The 16,805-nt window shown below is 37.0% G+C and carries 17 protein-coding genes and 3 pseudogenes; 14 read left to right on the top strand and 6 right to left on the bottom strand.

What is annotated here, in order from left to right; translation table 11 throughout:
• Positions 1 to 3 precede the first annotated feature (3 nt).
• The 5 genes and pseudogenes from phnC (at position 4) to phnW (ending at position 4,311) form a co-directional block, all read left to right on the top strand.
• A complete protein-coding gene (gene phnC / locus JCM14932_RS04360; RefSeq protein ID WP_025023807.1) occupies positions 4 to 759 on the top strand; it encodes a phosphonate ABC transporter ATP-binding protein in 756 nt (251 codons plus the stop codon).
• Positions 759 to 1,550, top strand: a complete 792-nt coding sequence (locus JCM14932_RS04355) for a PhnE/PtxC family ABC transporter permease (protein WP_025023806.1) — start codon at positions 759 to 761, stop codon at positions 1,548 to 1,550. The genes phnC and JCM14932_RS04355 overlap by 1 nt, the downstream gene beginning before the upstream one ends.
• Positions 1,547 to 2,401, top strand: coding sequence for a PhnE/PtxC family ABC transporter permease (locus tag JCM14932_RS04350; RefSeq protein WP_025023805.1), 855 nt, complete (start codon positions 1,547 to 1,549; stop codon positions 2,399 to 2,401). The genes JCM14932_RS04355 and JCM14932_RS04350 overlap by 4 nt, the downstream gene beginning before the upstream one ends.
• Positions 2,402 to 2,418: 17 nt before the next feature.
• Positions 2,419 to 3,216 carry a phosphonoacetaldehyde hydrolase gene (gene phnX / locus JCM14932_RS04345; protein ID WP_025023804.1) on the top strand — a complete coding sequence of 266 codons (798 nt, stop codon included), beginning with the start codon at positions 2,419 to 2,421 and terminating at the stop codon, positions 3,214 to 3,216.
• Positions 3,209 to 4,311, top strand: a pseudogene (phnW, locus tag JCM14932_RS14490) (2-aminoethylphosphonate--pyruvate transaminase). Before phnX ends, phnW begins: the two are co-directional and overlap by 8 nt.
• A gap of 58 nt (positions 4,312 to 4,369) precedes the next feature.
• Here phnW and JCM14932_RS04335 read toward each other — a convergent pair.
• Positions 4,370 to 5,350 (bottom strand): zinc-binding dehydrogenase, encoded by a 981-nt coding sequence (locus JCM14932_RS04335; protein ID WP_025023803.1) that lies wholly within the window; start codon positions 5,348 to 5,350, stop codon positions 4,370 to 4,372.
• A 161-nt stretch (positions 5,351 to 5,511) separates the two neighbouring features.
• Between JCM14932_RS04335 and JCM14932_RS04330 the strand changes: the two genes are divergently transcribed.
• From JCM14932_RS04330 to JCM14932_RS04310, 5 genes are all read left to right on the top strand, one after another.
• Complete coding sequence (locus tag JCM14932_RS04330) at positions 5,512 to 6,102, top strand: phosphatase PAP2 family protein (protein ID WP_051528060.1); 591 nt, start codon at positions 5,512 to 5,514, stop codon at positions 6,100 to 6,102.
• Positions 6,103 to 6,156: 54 nt separating this feature from the next.
• On the top strand, positions 6,157 to 6,471 hold the full coding sequence (locus tag JCM14932_RS04325; RefSeq protein ID WP_025023801.1) for a PadR family transcriptional regulator: 315 nt from the start codon (positions 6,157 to 6,159) through the stop codon (positions 6,469 to 6,471).
• Between the two features lie 10 nt (positions 6,472 to 6,481).
• Complete coding sequence (locus tag JCM14932_RS04320; protein WP_025023800.1) at positions 6,482 to 7,090, top strand: hypothetical protein; 609 nt, start codon at positions 6,482 to 6,484, stop codon at positions 7,088 to 7,090.
• A 63-nt stretch (positions 7,091 to 7,153) separates the two neighbouring features.
• Complete coding sequence (locus tag JCM14932_RS04315) at positions 7,154 to 7,399, top strand: hypothetical protein (protein ID WP_025023799.1); 246 nt, start codon at positions 7,154 to 7,156, stop codon at positions 7,397 to 7,399.
• A gap of 151 nt (positions 7,400 to 7,550) precedes the next feature.
• The gene (locus JCM14932_RS04310) at positions 7,551 to 7,772 is read left to right on the top strand and encodes a hypothetical protein (RefSeq protein ID WP_025023798.1); all 222 of its coding nucleotides are present in this window, start codon (positions 7,551 to 7,553) and stop codon (positions 7,770 to 7,772) included.
• Here the strand turns inward: JCM14932_RS04310 and JCM14932_RS04305 are convergent.
• Entirely contained in the window at positions 7,767 to 8,078 is a 312-nt protein-coding gene (locus JCM14932_RS04305; protein ID WP_025023797.1) for a helix-turn-helix domain-containing protein, read from the bottom strand. The two genes, JCM14932_RS04310 and JCM14932_RS04305, sit on opposite strands and share 6 nt — an antisense overlap.
• Positions 8,079 to 8,431: 353 nt before the next feature.
• On the opposite strand from JCM14932_RS04305, the gene JCM14932_RS04300 reads away from it, so the two are divergent.
• Positions 8,432 to 9,499: a CAP domain-containing protein gene (locus tag JCM14932_RS04300; RefSeq protein ID WP_025023796.1), complete on the top strand. Its 1,068-nt coding sequence runs from the start codon at positions 8,432 to 8,434 to the stop codon at positions 9,497 to 9,499.
• Between the two features lie 244 nt (positions 9,500 to 9,743).
• Complete coding sequence (locus JCM14932_RS04290) at positions 9,744 to 10,364, top strand: CAP domain-containing protein (protein WP_025023795.1); 621 nt, start codon at positions 9,744 to 9,746, stop codon at positions 10,362 to 10,364.
• Positions 10,365 to 10,406: 42 nt separating this feature from the next.
• On the opposite strand, the pseudogene JCM14932_RS14485 reads toward JCM14932_RS04290, so the two are convergent.
• Positions 10,407 to 11,815 (bottom strand): annotated as a pseudogene (locus JCM14932_RS14485) (amino acid permease).
• 228 nt (positions 11,816 to 12,043) lie between these two features.
• On the opposite strand from JCM14932_RS14485, the gene spxB reads away from it, so the two are divergent.
• Positions 12,044 to 13,804, top strand: coding sequence for a pyruvate oxidase (gene spxB, locus JCM14932_RS04280; RefSeq protein WP_025023794.1), 1,761 nt, complete (start codon positions 12,044 to 12,046; stop codon positions 13,802 to 13,804).
• Positions 13,805 to 13,861: 57 nt separating this feature from the next.
• On the top strand, positions 13,862 to 14,140 hold the full coding sequence (locus JCM14932_RS04275) for a hypothetical protein (protein WP_025023793.1): 279 nt from the start codon (positions 13,862 to 13,864) through the stop codon (positions 14,138 to 14,140).
• Positions 14,141 to 14,178: 38 nt separating this feature from the next.
• Here JCM14932_RS04275 and pstB read toward each other — a convergent pair whose 3' ends face one another.
• The 3 genes and pseudogenes from pstB to pstC all read right to left on the bottom strand — a co-directional run bounded on the left by pstB (position 14,179) and on the right by pstC (position 16,788).
• Complete coding sequence (gene pstB, locus JCM14932_RS04270) at positions 14,179 to 14,922, bottom strand: phosphate ABC transporter ATP-binding protein PstB (RefSeq protein ID WP_218016036.1); 744 nt, start codon at positions 14,920 to 14,922, stop codon at positions 14,179 to 14,181.
• A 60-nt stretch (positions 14,923 to 14,982) separates the two neighbouring features.
• A pseudogene (pstA, locus tag JCM14932_RS14480) lies at positions 14,983 to 15,869 on the bottom strand (phosphate ABC transporter permease PstA).
• Complete coding sequence (pstC, locus tag JCM14932_RS04260; protein WP_025023791.1) at positions 15,859 to 16,788, bottom strand: phosphate ABC transporter permease subunit PstC; 930 nt, start codon at positions 16,786 to 16,788, stop codon at positions 15,859 to 15,861. Before pstC ends, pstA begins: the two are co-directional and overlap by 11 nt.
• Between the last annotated feature and the right edge of the window lie 17 nt (positions 16,789 to 16,805).

Below are 16,805 nucleotides of genomic sequence, written 5' to 3'. Positions count from 1 at the left end.
ACTATGCTAGAGGTAAAACATTTAGAGAAGAGCTATCAAAAGGATAAACCGGCGTTGACTGATATCAATTTTTCCGTCGAGCCAGGAACATTTGTTGCAATTATCGGCCCTTCTGGTGCTGGTAAGACCACGATTCTACGCAGTTTGAATCAATTGATCAAGGATGATGGCGGTCAAATTTTACTTGACGGTGGTGATCTCCGGACAGCTAATAAGACACAATTACGTGGTTATCGCAGACAGATTGGAATGGTTTTCCAAAATTACAATCTTGTTGAACGTTTAACTGTAATTGAAAATGTTTTACATGGACGTCTAGGATACAAGTCGACTCTTGCAGGGATGTTTGGTCGCTACACTGAAGCAGAAAAACAAGAAGCAATGACTTTGTTAGAAAAAGTTGGGCTTGAGGAATTTGCTTTGAGACGTTGTTCAGAATTAAGTGGTGGTCAAAAGCAACGTGTTGGTATCGCTAGATCACTGATTCAACATCCAAAAGTTATTCTTTGTGATGAACCGATTGCTTCACTTGATCCAGCATCTTCACAGACAGTTATGCAGCTTCTAAAGGATTTGACGACGGAGTTCAATATTATCTGTATTGCTAACTTGCATCAAATCGGTTTAGCCAAGGATTATGCCGATCGAATTATTGGTATTCGTCACGGAAAAATGGTTTTTGATGAAGATTCAGATATGTTATCTGAAGAAATATTGGAGACATTGTATGATCAAAACGTTACTGAGGAGCTTAATTAATGCAAACACCTGTAAACTATTTAGCTCGAAAACATTGGAAACAGACAGGAACTATCGTACTTATTGGAAGTATTTATTTATTAAGTAGTTGGATCTTGAAATTTGATGGAGTTGGTGGAATTGCCGCTATTCCTAAGGCCTTCTCCTGGCTAGGAGTTAATTTCAAACCTACTGCTAATTCGGTTCATTTCCTACCAAGTATTTGGCAGAAGTTGATCGGTACAGTAATGCTTGCAATTGCTTCAACTGTTGTTGCATCGTTGATCGCTATTTTAGTGGCAATATTAGGTTCAAAAGTAACCGGTGGTAGTAGTTTGGTGCAAACCATAGTTCGTGGTATTGCCTCATTCTTTAGAAATATCCCACTGGTTGCATGGGCAATGATTTTATTATTCTCATTCAAGCAAAGTGATTTCACTGGTTTCTTAGCCTTGCTATTGATGTCAGTTGGTTATCTGATTCGTGCTTTTATGGAAATAATTGAAGACGAGGCCAGTGAAACAATGCTGGCTTTAAAAGCAACTGGTGCGAGTTATTTCCAAGTTATTTTTCAAGCAGTTCTACCACAAATAATGCCCAGTTTAATTAGCTGGATTTTATATATGATCGAGAACAATGTTCGTGACGCAACCTTGGTTGGTATTTTAACTGGTACCGGTATCGGATTTGTTTTTGATATATATTACAAAAGTTTTCGATTTGACGCTGCAGGTATGACGGTTCTATCTATTATTATCGTTGTAATTGCATTGGAAGTATTATCGAATCAAATCAGAAAGGTTATCTTATGATTTCGAATAGCGATGATAGATTGGTTATGCAACCCAAGTCACCACAACCGCGAAAAATAAAATTACGTAATCCTAGTTTGTCTAGATACATGATTATTGGTGTGATTACATCTTTACTACTGATTACGGGTTATACATTGACACACTTGAACTCTGCTAATGTCAGAGTTGGCGAAGCTTTTAGAGGTCTAATGATGACTTTGAATCAAATGTTTCTACAACCTAGCGCGGGTAGTGATGGAATGGTTGTTCTTTTACAAGCATTGGGTATCAGTTTATTGCTATCAATTATGACAACAGTGATTGGTGCAGTTGTTGGTTTTGTTTTAGCCGTAATGGCTTCAAAGAATTTAACAAATGCATGGTTAGGTAGCAGTATTAGAATTTTTATGGCGGTCATTCGTGCCATTCCAACGATCATCTGGGTATTAATTTTCTCGATTGTCTGTGGTCTGGGTACTAATGCAGCCGTTCTAGGTTTGAGTTTTCATAGTATTGCTTATTTAACAAAAGCATACTCAGAGAGTATTGAAGAAATCGACCAATCAACTATTGAGGCATTAAAAGTCACAGGTAGTAAGTTTTGGGTTATTGTATTTCAAGCAATTTGGCCAACGATTATTGCATCGTTAGTGTCATGGACGTTCATTCGTTTGGAAATCAACTTTGCTAATGCAGTTGCTGTGGGTGCAGCTGCTGGTGCTGGTGGTATTGGTTATCAACTATTTGTTGCCAGTGGGATGAGTTTCGATTTCCATGAAGTAGGGATGATTGTTTACTTGATAATTGCAGTGACAATTCTATTAGAATTCATTGCCGTTAAACTAAGAAAAGCTTACATCGCTAAGTAGGTTGAGAGGATAATTTTATGATTAAGACAGTAATTTTTGATTGGGCAGGAACAACTGTGGACTACGGCAGTTTGGCTCCAGTTATTGCTTTTAAGAAGGCATTTGATCGTGCCGGTATCAATGTTCTGGATTCAGAGATAAGAATTGATATGGGAATAGCTAAGTGGGATCACATTGGTAAGATCCTAGCTATGCCTAGAATCAGTGAACAATGGAAAGAAGTATACAATCGCCTTCCTAGTGAAGACGACAGAGAGAATGTATACGGCTTATTCCAAGAATCATTGATCAATCATCTTAAGATCTCTACGGAATTGAAACCAGGAGTTTTAGATGCATTTCAATATCTAACAGCACATCATATTCGTGTTGCTACTACAACTGGATATACATTGGAAATGATGAATATTGTCCGTGATAGTGCTGCTAAATTAGGGTATTTACCTGAATTAGTAGTTACATCTGAAGATGTGGCAGGTCAAGGCCGTCCTTCACCTGCTATGATCAAGACAATTCTTTCGCAATTTAGTATTAATGAATTGCAAAGTGTCATGAAAATTGGTGATACAGTGGTCGACATTCAAGAAGGAAAGAATGCCGGAGTTATTACTGTAGGAATCATTGAAGGTAGTAGTTTGATGGGATTATCAGAAGCAGAATATGACCGACTTACAGAAGATGAAAAGATTCTTAAACGTCGAGAAGTTCGTACAACCTTTGAAAACGAAGGTGCTGATTTAATTATTAATAATATGTCTGAATTGCCAGATGTGATTGAAACACTCAATGCATCTGAGGAGGTAACTAATGGATAATAAGTATTTATTACTAACACCGGGGCCACTAACTACAAGTTCTACCGTTAAAAAAGCGATGGAATTTGATTATTGTACATGGGATGATGATTACAAAAAAATTACTCAATCTATCCGCCAATCGCTTTTAGCATTGGCAGATGTTAATCCTTCTAAATATACTGCAGTGCCAATCCAGGGTAGTGGTACATATGGTGTAGAATCAGTTATTAGTTCAGTTATTCCTGACTCAGGAACATTGTTAATCGCTATGAACGGTGCTTATGGTAAGCGAATTGGTCAAATGGCTGATGTGTACGGCATCAATCATATTGATTTAGTCGTAGATGAACAAAGTCCAGTGCTCTTATCCGATGTTAAATCGACAATCGAAAATCATCCTGAAATCACACACTTTGCGATGATTCATTGTGAAACGACAACTGGTATTTTGAATCCTATCGAAGACATCGTTCCTTGGGTTCATGAAAAAGGTATTGTTACTATTGTGGATGCCATGAGTAGTTTTGGGGGTATTCCAATTGATGTCAGTGGTATCAATATTGATTTCTTGATCAGCAGCACCAACAAATGTATTCAAGGCGTTCCTGGATTTGCCTTTGTAATTGCTAAGAAGTCAATTCTAGAAACAACTGCAGGTATTGCCAGAACATTGTCACTTGATCTATATGACCAATACAATGAAATGGAAAAGAATAACGGTAAGTGGCGTTTTACTTCGCAACGCACGTTGTTCACGCCTTTGCTCAAGCACTAGAAGAATTGAAACTTGAAGGTGGTTTGCAAAGACGCTATAAGAGATACCAATCTAATCAAAAACAATTGGCTTCTGGTATGGAACATCTTGGTTTCAAGTTATTGATCGATGAAAAATGGCAATCACCAATTATCACATCTTTCATTTATCCAACTGATGATTTTGATTTCCAAGAATTTTACAATGAATTAAAAGAAGCTGGTTTCGTAATTTATCCTGGTAAAATTTCTCAAGTACCAACTTTCCGTATTGGTAATATCGGTGAAGTTTATCGTGATGATATTGCAAGATTGTTAAAAGCAATTGAACAAATTCAAAACAGAGAAAAAGCCTTGTAGTCTAAACTACAAAGCTTCATATGAAAGGCAAGGTCTTGATTTTAAGACTTTGCCTTTTTTATATTGTTGCAACAATTTTACCGACAGTCTTATGCTCACTAAGCTCATTTAAACCTGCAGGAATGTCTTCGAAATTTATCACTTTAGTAATTACCGGATCAAGTTGTTTGTTAAAGATAAGTTTGACCAAGGATTCTGCCATGGTAGCAAGATCATCCAATTGGTAAGAATATCCGGATTGATGTACGCCACCAAGATTTAATGACATTATGCTCTGTCCATTGGATGAAAGATCATAATTAGCAATGTTTGGAGTATTCAAGATACAGATCAAGCCACCATTGTATGCCAGGCGAGGTAGGTCAGCTTCAGGATTACCAATGTCATTAATGATTAAATCTACACCATTACCATCTGTTATTTCATTGATACGGTTATCGATATTTTCATGTCGATAGTCAATTATATGGTCGGCACCTAAAGTTTTTACGATGTTCTTCTTATATTCCGAGACTGTGGTTATGACCGTTAATCCAGCAATTTTCGCTAATTGAATAGCGATAGTTCCAACGCCACCAGCACCCGCATGAATTAGAATTGTTTTTTTGCCAGCTAAGCTCATTTTTCTAAAAATTGCTTGATATGCAGTCAGTCCACTGCATAGAACTGCTGTAGCTTCTTCGTATTTAACGTTGTTAGGAATTCTGGCAACGACATTGTATTTTGATTTGGCGAATTCAGCAAAGACGCCGTTTTTTGATAAGTCACTGTGGAAAAATACCCGTTCACCAATTTGAAACTTTTTCGGATTATTCGATCCAACTGTAACTACTTCACCAGCTGCATCTAATCCAATGATGTGCGGATAATTCCATGCAGTGTTATGTCCTTTAACAAGTTTGTAGTCGACGGGATTTAGTCCCAAAGCATGGACCCTTATCATGACTTCATCATTATTAATTACAGGTTTATCCATATCAATTAGTTTGATATTGCTGATTTCTTTAGCGGTTGATGACGGAACGACTAGTGCCTTCATTAATAAAATCTCCTTTACTTATTAGAGTAATTATAGCAATGAAACTGTGAAATAATAATATTCACAGTTTTTTATTTGTAAAAGTACCTTGTATTATTGAGTACATTACTTTATATTATAGTTTAATCAAATACTCAATAATATTAAGTAGAGGTTTTAAAATGGATGCTTTTTTATTCAGGTCAGTCAATGATCTAGCAACTAAGTCTGACCTATTGGATACCATTGGAGTTTTTACCGCCAAATATACAGTTTATATTTTGGCAGTGGTTATGATTTGTCTGTGGTTTGTTAAACAAAATGATTTTCAATTCAGGCAAATGTTGTCAGTCAGTGTAATATCCTGTCTCATTTCGGAGTTAGTGGGCAAATTGATTGCTGGGAGAATTTACTATCATCGCCAACCTTTTGCAGTCTGGTCGAATGTTCATCAGTTGATATCTAAGAACCTTGGTAATAGTTTTCCTAGTGACCACACAATTGTGTTTTTTAGTATTATGATTATATTTTTTATTTATACTAAGTCAAAAGTACGCTATTTATTTCCAGTCTTAGCATTGATAGTTGGCCTATCTAGAATATTCGTCGGTGTTCATTATCCAGTGGATGTTTTTGTTGGTGCATCAATTGGAACGATTATTAGTATTATTAGTTATATTTATCTATTCGATTCAATAATGTTAAATAGGTTTCTAAAAGTAATTTATAAATTTGAAAATAAGATTTTTAAATGGAGCTTTATTAGTAATTAGTGCCAGTGTTCTGTAAAATAGAAGTAATAATGGAACTTAAGAGGATTTGGCCTAATGAATAAAGAAATGTTGAAAGGGACGATAGATTTACTGATCTTATCGGTTCTCAAGGAAGAAGATAATTATGGTTATCAGATTTCTAAGAATATAACTGATAAATCTGATGAGACGTTTGAAATTCAAGAAGCAACTTTGTATTTGGCTTTGAAGCGATTAGAAAAGCAGGGATGTATTGAAGCATATTGGGGAGAAAAGACCCACGGCGGTAAACGAAAATACTATCATATTATGGATCAAGGCATCAAGCAATTAGACGGTATGAAGCGAGACTTTCAATCATTGTCTGAAGTTGTTCAAAGGTTTATGTGAGGTGAATGCGATGAATTATTTTTCGATTAAACAAATTAGTTATAAAACAATTTTGGTGATATCAATGATTCTATTCTTCATCTGTTACTATTTGGATAGTGTTATTGATCCTCGACAAACGGAATCTATTTTTGTTGTCGGTTATATGTTTGCGATTATGTTGGCAGCATTTTGGTCGATAATCAATTATATTGATCATTTAAGAATCAATCCGTTGTACAAAACTTACGAGTCCATTGATCAATTTGTTCATGATCTGGATATTTCTGATGATGAAAAAATGGAAATCAAGACTATGATGGTGGATTATGTTACCGATCAGAAGTCATTAGGTAAGAGTGAAGATACAGCAATTAGAGAGATTATTAGTCAATTCAAGAACGAAGAATTGCATAAGCCTAGTGGTAGTGATGTTTTTTTTGTTCATGTACATAAATATCTATTGGGATTAGGTAGCATACTTTTAATCGCCGGTATTTTTGTTTATTTAGTCAATGAGTTTTCTTCCAAAAGTGTCTTGCTGGCAGTATTAGAAATAACCCTGATCTGTTATGCGGCTGGCTTTTATCTATCTTTTATCATGTATAATATTTTGAACAAAGTATTAATCAAGAAATAATGCTTTTTTTCATACTTCCTTCAATTACTAATGCTATAATCTAGCATCATAAGGAGGAATGAAATGTTCACATTAATGGCAACTAGTACATCTAGTTCAGCACCACTCTTAATTGCAATCGGGGTGGCAATTCTGGTAATGATTTGGTTATTGATCAAAACGGGAGCAGCGTTGTTGCGCCATCCATTTATCGGAATTTTGTTGATAATTTTTGGTGTTTTAGGCCTTTGGAACTTTTTCATCGTTGGAATTGGAATTATTGTCGGTGGAATAGCGTTCTTAATATTAACTCAGTTTTTCAATAACTAATAAAAAACAAATAGGACTTCTTAACTGGCAGATTGCCAAGCTAAGAAGTCCTATTTTTATTAAATTTATTTCTAAAAACGTTTTCAAAAATTAAACTGTACGTTATTCTAAAAGATGTATAGGGATTATTTTTAATCAAGGGGGATTAAAAATGAATAATACAAAACTATTAGATAACTTAAAAACTTTACAGGATTTAAAATTTGAAATCTATAATCGTAGTACTAAAGCTATCGATTACCGTAATTTCAATGTTTTAACACTAAATCTTCCCAATAAGACAATAGATATAGCGGATTTTTACAAAAAGCATTACCGAGAGTACTCAATTGAAGAAATTGCTGGATTGATCGTAGCTAAATATGAATTATAGATTGATAACTTTCAAGAGTACTTCAGAAACTCTCTTTCGCTCGTCTTCTGGTAAGTTGGAAAGATATTTAATCAAGTCCAGCGTATAGATATCAGAAAGGTTTGAGTCGGTAAAAAAGTCGGATAATTGCATATTCAAAGCATTCGCAATATCATTCAACTTTTTTATCCTGACGTTATCAACCTCGCCTCTCTCAATACGTGAGATAAAGCTTTCAGAAACACCAGATTTTTCAGCTAACTGTTCAATAGTTAAGTTCAAAGATCTACGACGTTCGCGAATAAGCTTACTTATTTTACCAAGCATTTATGTACCTCCAGTCAAAAATGATTCTCTTTAACGATAGATTAATTAGATTGTTCATTGAAGAGCAAGGTATGACTAATTAGTTTATCAAAAAAGGCATATTAGCACAATCAAAAGCGTTTACAAGCTGTATACTCTAGCTTTTCACTTGTGAAAAATGCTTTTTATCCTAATATATCGCTCCTGTTTATTTCGAATGAACAAAATAGTCCCATACGACTTGTTGATAAATAAAGGGGGAATTTTTAGATTCATAAAAAATATCACATGAGTAATGAAGCCTTCATTAGAATCTTCGTTATGATTATACATTTTAATTCTTAAAGAAAACTAAAAAAGGGGAAAAATATTTTATGAAACTTATTAAAAGGACTGCCATTGTGGGGATGGCTGCTGCAACATTATTATCAACAAGAATTTTAACTTCACCTCAAACTGTCAAAGCAAGTGACTATCCGGTGGTAAGGACTTCAAAAGTTACTTACATTTATACTAAACAAGGCGATTTGGTAAAGAATCGTGCACTTCAGGCTAACACCGATTGGAGAATGGGTAAACAAATTTTAATTAATGATGAATATTATGATCAAGTAGCTACAAATGAGTATGTCAAAGATTCTGAGGTCTATGATCCTAGTATCCAACAACAAAATATACAATTTCATTTGGCCGGTAGAGTGGTCGGTGGTAATGCTGATTTATTTGATACATCTATTAATCGAATCAGTAGTCGTAAATTGGCCGAGGGTAGTGAATGGGCGGTATCAAAAGCGGTTATTAATCAAAACGGTGTAATTTTTTACAAGATCTCCAAAACCGAATGGGTGCCATCCAATCATATGTGGTTGAATAATTTGGCGACAATTACGTATGATGCTGGATTTGGATTGACTGCGAATGATAATAATAACAACAGTAATACTAATACTGGAACAAATACAAATACAAATAACAATAATACAAGCACGAATACAAATACAAGCAAACCAACGAGAGTCGAACTACCCAAAGATGCCGTTAGATCTGCAATTTTGAAGTCAGTTAATGATGAACGTGCTAGCTTGGGAGTTGCACCATTACAAGAAACTCCTGGTTTAACACAGACTGCTGTTACTCGTGCAAATGAAATCGTTCAAAGCTTCAGTCACACGAGACCAAATGGTTCTGATTGTTTCAGTGCCTTTGATGAGAATGGCTTGAGTTATCATGCAGCTGCAGAGAATATTGATGAGGAGATTGGTGGCAATGGTTCGACCCCTGAACAGTTGGCCACAGCCGTTATGAAGTCATTCAAGGATGAGCCAGGTCACGCACATTATAATAGTGTTGTAAGTTCAACATATAACTACATTGGAATTAGTTCTAATTATGATGCTACAACCGATAGATATTATATTGCGCAAGACTTTATTGGTATGTAAGTTAAAATTAATTAATATGTTAGTGCATGTGTATATAGTTGTATAATTGTGTTGTTACATGTGTGCTTATATTAATTAATGGGGGAATTACTTTATGAATTTATTCAAAAAGTCTTTAATTGCTGGTATGTCGGCAGCAATGTTACTTTCAGTCGGAACTTTTTCGTCTAATACAGCCGATGCTGCATAAAAAAGTGTTGTCAGAACTAACAAAATTACGAGAATATACAACAAGCAAGGGGCATTGGTTACCAACCGTGCTTTGACAGCTAATAGTGATTGGCTAATGGGCAAAGTTATTACACTAGATGGCTTGAATTATGATCAAGTTGCTACAAATGAGTATGTCAAAGATAATGAGGTTACAAAACTTGCTCAGGCTGATACTACACCCAATGTTAGTTGGGATGATCAGGCAAGTTGGAGTGATCAATATAGAAATAGTCAGTCTGCAATTCAAACTGGACTTTTGAATGCAATCAATACTGAACGTGCGGCTCGTGGAACTGCACCTTTAAAGATGAATTCCGGATTAAACAATGTTGCCATTGAAATGTCCGCTGAATGGATGAATGAGGCTAATGGACATGGAAAAATGACTGATAATCCTTGGCCAATGTTCAAAGCTAACGGAGTAAATTATGGTTACGGAAAAGTTGGAGAGTCATTTAGTTCGTATATAGGCTTTGGTGATAATTCAGAAAAAATTGTAAGTGAAACCATGAAAGAATTAAAATCATCTAATATTACACAAAATTATGATAATTTGATGAATCCAGCTTTTACTGACATTGGTATCGGTATTTCATGTGGAACTGAGAATCCCTGTGCTTTTACAGCATTTGATCTTGCACAACTAAAATAAATTTAAACCCAAAAAACGAACTGCAATTTGCAGCTCGTTTTTTTAATTTCTCAATTTTGAATGCTTGTAAGAATAGTTAAAGTAAATAACCAATCCAATTGCGAACCAGATGACGAATCTCAACCATGTTTCCCAATTGAGTCCAGCGACTAGTAGTAAACAAAAGGCAATTGCGATGATCGGTGTAAATGGAACTCCAGGGGCACGGAATCCACGGTGGATCTCAGGGTGTTTGTGTCTCATCCATAACACTCCAGCTGATACGAGGATGAAGGCTGTTAGAGTACCAATGTTAACTAGTTCAGAAAGAATATTTAGATTAATGAATCCTGCAGTAACAGCGGTAATGATTCCGAAGAACCATGTTCCTTGTATGGTGTCTGGCGTTGTAAGTCAACTTCTCCAAAAAACTTCGGGAATAATCCGTCACGTGACATTGAGTAAGTGATACGTGATTGTCCATACAATTGAACGAGGATAACAGTTGTCATACCAAGGATAGCACCGATACTGACGATAATGCTTAACCAAGTTTGGCCGGTTGCTTTCAAGACAGCTAGAATCGGAGCATCCAAGAATTTGGCGAAGACAGTGTATTTAACAACGCCTGTCATGATCAGAGTCATAGCAATATAGAGAACTGTTGAAATACCAAGTGATAACATGATACCTCGTGGCAACGTCTTGCTGGGATTGATAGTTTCCTCAGCACTTGAAGAGACAGAATCAAAGCCAATGAATGAGAAGAAGACGATCGATGCAGCAGGAATGACTCCGGCAGCCGTTCCATTGTGGAAGGAATATAGTCCGTAAGGTGTGAATGGTTTCCAGTTTTGAGGTTTTACAAACCAAATAGTGCAGACGATGAATAAAATAATAACGGCTAATTTGATAATAACCATTGTGTCATTGACACGTTTAGTCGTATTGATACCTTTTGCCAAAATATAGGTAATCAAGAGAATAATCAAAAATGCTGGTAGGTTGAAGTAAGTTGTTACCCCAGGAGTTGTACCAGCCGCCGCCGTCAAGACTTTAGGGATGTGAATACCGAAGTTATTCATCAAGTTGACGAAATAACCGGACCATCCAGCTGAAACGGTTGCGGCACCGAGAGCATACTCAAGAATTAAGTCCCAACCAATGATAAAGGCAATAATTTCACCGAAGGAAATATATGAGTATGTGTAGGCTGAACCAGCCACAGGCGCCATAGAAGCAAATTCGGCGTAACATAATCCGGCGAACCCGCAACAGATGGCTGCGATTAAGAATGAAACTGCGAGTGAAGGTCCGGTCGTCAAAGCTCCTTTACCAGTTAGAACGAAGATACCTGTTCCAATAATTGCCCCAATGCCAAGAAAGGTCAAATCCCAAGTATGCAAGGTTCTTTTTAAAGGAGAAGTTCGGTTTAATAGATCATTAGTATCTTTTTTTTGAAATACTTGCATAAGTAACACCACCGTTCGTTATTTTTGACAAGTCTAATACTTGTTTAAACATATTTCCAGAAAAATGAATTTCTAAAATTGTAAATTTATTTTAATAAATCTGACAATTATTTTGATTTAAATAAATAACTACGAGAAAGAATCTTTGACAAATTTTCTGATTATTGGCAAGATTATCGTGAATTCGTTTTCAGAATAAAAATGTTTAAATAGAAGGAAGTTTTTATTATGTCAAAAATGATAGCAGGTCAAGCACTAGTTAAAGTTCTTGAAGAGTGGGGTGTCGATCACGTCTACGGTATTCCCGGCGGTTCGATCAACCATACAGTTGAGGGACTATATCTCGAAAAAGATAAGATCAAGTATATTCAAGTGCGTCATGAGGAGGTTGGTGCCATTGCTGCATCAGCTGACGCCAAATTTACTGGTAAGATCGGTGTAGCATTCGGTTCAGCTGGTCCTGGAGCAACACATTTGTTCAATGGATTGTATGATGCCAAGATGGATCACGTACCCGTTCTAGCATTAGTTGGACAAGTTCCCCAAACAACTATGAATACTAACTACTTCCAAGAGATGGACGAAACTCCAATGTTTGCTGATGTGGCGGTTTACAATCGTACTGTTACAACTGCTGAACAAATTCCTTATGTTATCAACCAAGCAATTCGTGAAGCATACCGCCAAAAGGGTGTTGCCGTAGTTACTTTGCCTGAGGATCTTACTGCAGCAGAGATTGATTACGAATCACCTAAGACTCCAAAAGTCGTTGAGAATGATTACTCACAAACAATCAATCCTGAAGATGTAACTAACACTTTGAATATGTTGAAAGAAGCTAAGCATCCACTAGTTTATGCTGGTCGTGGATTGCTTGGTGCCCGTGAGACATTGACTAAGTTCTCAGAACAGTTCAACTTGCCAATCATGAATACTGTTCCTGCAACCGGCGTTATCAGTACCGACCATCCTAATTTTATCGGTACCTTTGGGCGCCTTGGTAGCAAGTCTGGATTTGAGGCACTACAACATGCTGATCTGATACTCTTCCTAGGTTCAGAGTTCCCATTCGCAGGATTCTGGCCAAAGAACTTGAAGATCATCGAAGTAAACAATAATCCATATGATATTGGTAAGACAGTTGATGTCGACTATGCAGTTATTTCTGATGCTGAAAGTTATTTGAAGGCCTTAATTGGTACTGGTGAGACATTGCCAGCAGGTGACTGGTTGAAGTCTAATCAAACTAACAAAGCTAACTGGGACAGATGGATTGCTGATCGTGCTAAGGACGACAGTGACGGTTTGAATCCAGAAACGATCACAGCTAAGATTGCTGAAATGGCTGGTCCTAATGATACTTATGGTGTTGATACTGGTAATGTTACAGAATTCGGTGTTCGTGGATTACCAATGAATAAGAATCAACGTTTTGCCTTGTCAGGATTATTTGCCACAATGGGGTTCGGCCTTCCCGCTGGAATTGCTGGTGCCTTGAGTGTTCCTGATGGACAAGCATGGACATTGTCTGGTGATGGTGGATTTTCAATGGTTGCACCAGATATCATTACTGAAGCACGCTATGGCTTGCCAGTTGTTAACGTTGTTTTGTCCAATGAAAGATTAGGATTCATTTATTACGAGCAAGTTGCTACAAAGCAACACTTGTACGGAGTTGACCTCACGGGTGCAGATTGGGCCAAAGTCGCTGAAGGACTTGGCGGAATTGGTTTCACTATTACTAATATCAAAGAAGCTAATGATGTTTTCGATCAAATCAAGAAGTTACAAGCTGCTGGAAATAAGAAACCCATCGTTATCAACGCTGTGATCAAGCAAGAAGATCCAATTGCCACAGCCTTCATGCCACTCGATGAGAAGTTGTATGGAAAAGATGCTGTTGATGAATATTCTAAGAAGTATGATATTGATCCTAAGGATCAACCTTCACTTGGAGAATTACTTCGTGCTAAGGGAGATAATCTCTAAGATGTAGTACATGAGGCCGTGTTATGGCATAATAAAGTCACTAGGAGTGGTTAAATTATGAAGGTCTCAGATCAAACAGAATTATTCGAATTAGTCTATTCTCGTCAAAATAATATTTATGTAATCGGCGAAGCCTATGAGATTTGTCGCTCAGTTCTGTATTCCACCAAAGATGTTGATGTAGAAGTGAAGCCTAATCCATTAGCTAAGTTTACAAGAATGTTTAGAAGTTCCAGTACTAAGCAACTTGATAACTTGCGTCGTATAATTGCCAATAAGTATCATATTAAAGAAACTAAAAATGAAGATGAATATAGATTAGTTTTAAGACACTAAAAAAGTCGTGTGATTTTTTAATCACGCGACTTTTTTTGTTATCCGAAGTCACCGGAGATGTAATCATCGGTGGCTTTTATTTTGGGCTTGGTGAAAATCTTTCGAGTTTCGTTATATTCAATAATATGTCCCATATGGAAGAAAGCAGTGTAGTCACTGATACGGGATGCTTGTTGCATATTATGAGTCACGATGATAACGGTCAAGTTCTTACTTAGCAATTGAACTGTATCTTCGATTTTAGAAGTTGAGATAGGATCAAGCGCACTCGCTGGTTCATCTAGTAATAGAACATCTGGCTTCATGGCAATTGATCTAGCGATGCACAAACGTTGTTGTTGACCACCAGATAGAGCTAAGGCACTAGTATCCAATTCGTCTTTTACTTCTTCCCAAAGCGCTGCATCTTGTAGACTCATCTCAAGTCGTTCTTCCAATTCGTTTTTGTCATGGATACCATTCTCTTTGAGTGCGAAGAGAATATTCTCACGAATTGATTTGGCGAATGGATTAGGACGCTGGAACACCATACCGATGTGTTTGCGTACTTCATAAACGTTAGTCTTAGGATCATTGATATCGACATTACGATACATGATTTTGCCATCAACCGTCGCAATTTTATCGTTCATACGATTGAGACATCTAAGATAGGTAGATTTACCTGATCCTGATGCACCAATAAGAGAAATTATTTTGAAGCGGGGGAACTTTAAGCTAGTATCAAAAATGGCTTGATTTTTACCATATGAAACTTGAATATTATCAGTTTCAATTGCCATTTCTGACTTTAAGTCGATGATATATTTGTCATTAAAATCATATGTTTTCAAAGTAATACCTCACTTTGCTGCGGTCATTTTTTTGTAGATGTGGTTACCAATGAATCTGGCACCTAGATTGAAGATCAAGATGACGATGATCAATACAGCAGATGAACCGCTAGAAATCGCATGGGCATCAGGAGTAACAGCCTCGGTGTTAACCTTCCAAATGTGGACTGCTAATGTTTCGGCGGGGCGCATTGGATTGAGGAAACTGTTGGCATTGAAGATGTTCCAATTTGTATATGAAACTGAAGGAGCACTTTGACCGGCTGTATAGATCAAGGCAGCAGCTTCACCGAAGACACGTCCGGAACTGAGAATCACACCGGTTAAGATACCAGGTAATCCCTCAGGAACGATAATCTTAGTGATAGTTTTCCAGTCAGAAAGTCCTAAAGAGATCCCAGCTTCTTTTTGTAGATCAGGAACACTATTGAGTGATTCTTCAATATTTCTAGTAAGCAATGGTAAATTGAAGAATGTTAAGGCGATGGCACCTGATAGAATCGAGAATCCCATGTTTAGTTGATTAACCAATAGTAAGTAACCGAATAATCCGACAACAACGGAAGGTAATGAACTCAATACTTCGATTGATGTACGAATGACATCAGTTATCCAATTGTCCTTGGCGTACTCAGCTAAGTAAATGCCGGCCCCATAGCAATTGGAAATGAAATTATCAGTGTTAATACTAATAGATAGAGCGAATTGAATAGTTGATCTCGGATACCACCTCCAGCACTGAATGATTGTGCTTGGGATGTTAAGAAGTGCCAAGTTATGTCGGGTACTCCGTTGTATAAAATATATCCGATCAAAAATACTAGAATAGCGACCACAGTTGCAACAACTGCATAGATAATTCCTGTGGCTATTTTATCTGTACGTTTAGGATGCATTTTTGATATTACCTCTCTTTCCGATGAATCTTACTAACATGTTAAAGAAGAGTGACATTAGTAAGAGGATCAAGGCTAATGACCATAACGCATCATTTGGGAGAGTCCCCATAACGGTATTACCAATATCGGTAGTTAGTTTACTAGTCAAGGTTGATGCTGGAGAAACTAGGTTCTTAGGCATCAGGATGGCATTACCGATAACCATCTGCACGGCCAATGCTTCACCGAAGGCACGAGCCATACCGAAGATGATAGCTGTTAAGATACCGGGAGTCGCTGATCGCAAAATAACTTTGTAAATGGTTTGCCATCTAGTCGCTCCAAGCGCTAGTGAAGCCTGACGATAATGCATGGGAACAGCCTTGAGACTATCGACGGTTAAAGATGTAATGGTAGGTAATACCATTACAAATAATACTAACGTACCAGATAGAATACCAAATCCTGTACCACCGAAGATATGTCTGATGAATGGAACAATCAGTGAAAGTCCGATGAATCCATAAACAACTGAAGGGATTCCGACTAACAATTCGATAACTGGTTGCAGTAATTTGGCACCACGTTTAGCAGATATCTCTGTCATGAAGATAGCAACACCGATAGCGAATGGTGTTGCTACTAAGGCAGCCAAAAGGGTAACACTGAATGAAGTAACGATCATTGGAAGTGCACCGACCATTGGTCTTCCCTTGCTGTCCATGCTGGTTGGTTCCCAGTTAGAAGTAGTTAAGAATTGCCACACGTTGACGTGATCCTTAGTGAATGTGGCTATTCCTTTTGAAGCGATAAAATATAAAATACAAGTCACCAATGCGATGATCAGACCAATACAGATATAACAGATGGTTCTACCTAGATGGTCCTCTCGGGTGGCCTTTGAATTTTGCTGTAATTTACGTTGAATTTCATCCATAACATTTAGAGCCTCCT

The organism is Companilactobacillus nodensis DSM 19682 = JCM 14932 = NBRC 107160, assembly GCF_000615905.1.
Classification (GTDB): Bacteria; Bacillota; Bacilli; order Lactobacillales; family Lactobacillaceae; genus Companilactobacillus; species Companilactobacillus nodensis.
Note: the sequence above shows the minus strand (reverse complement) of the source record. Positions and strands in the feature narration are given on the sequence as shown.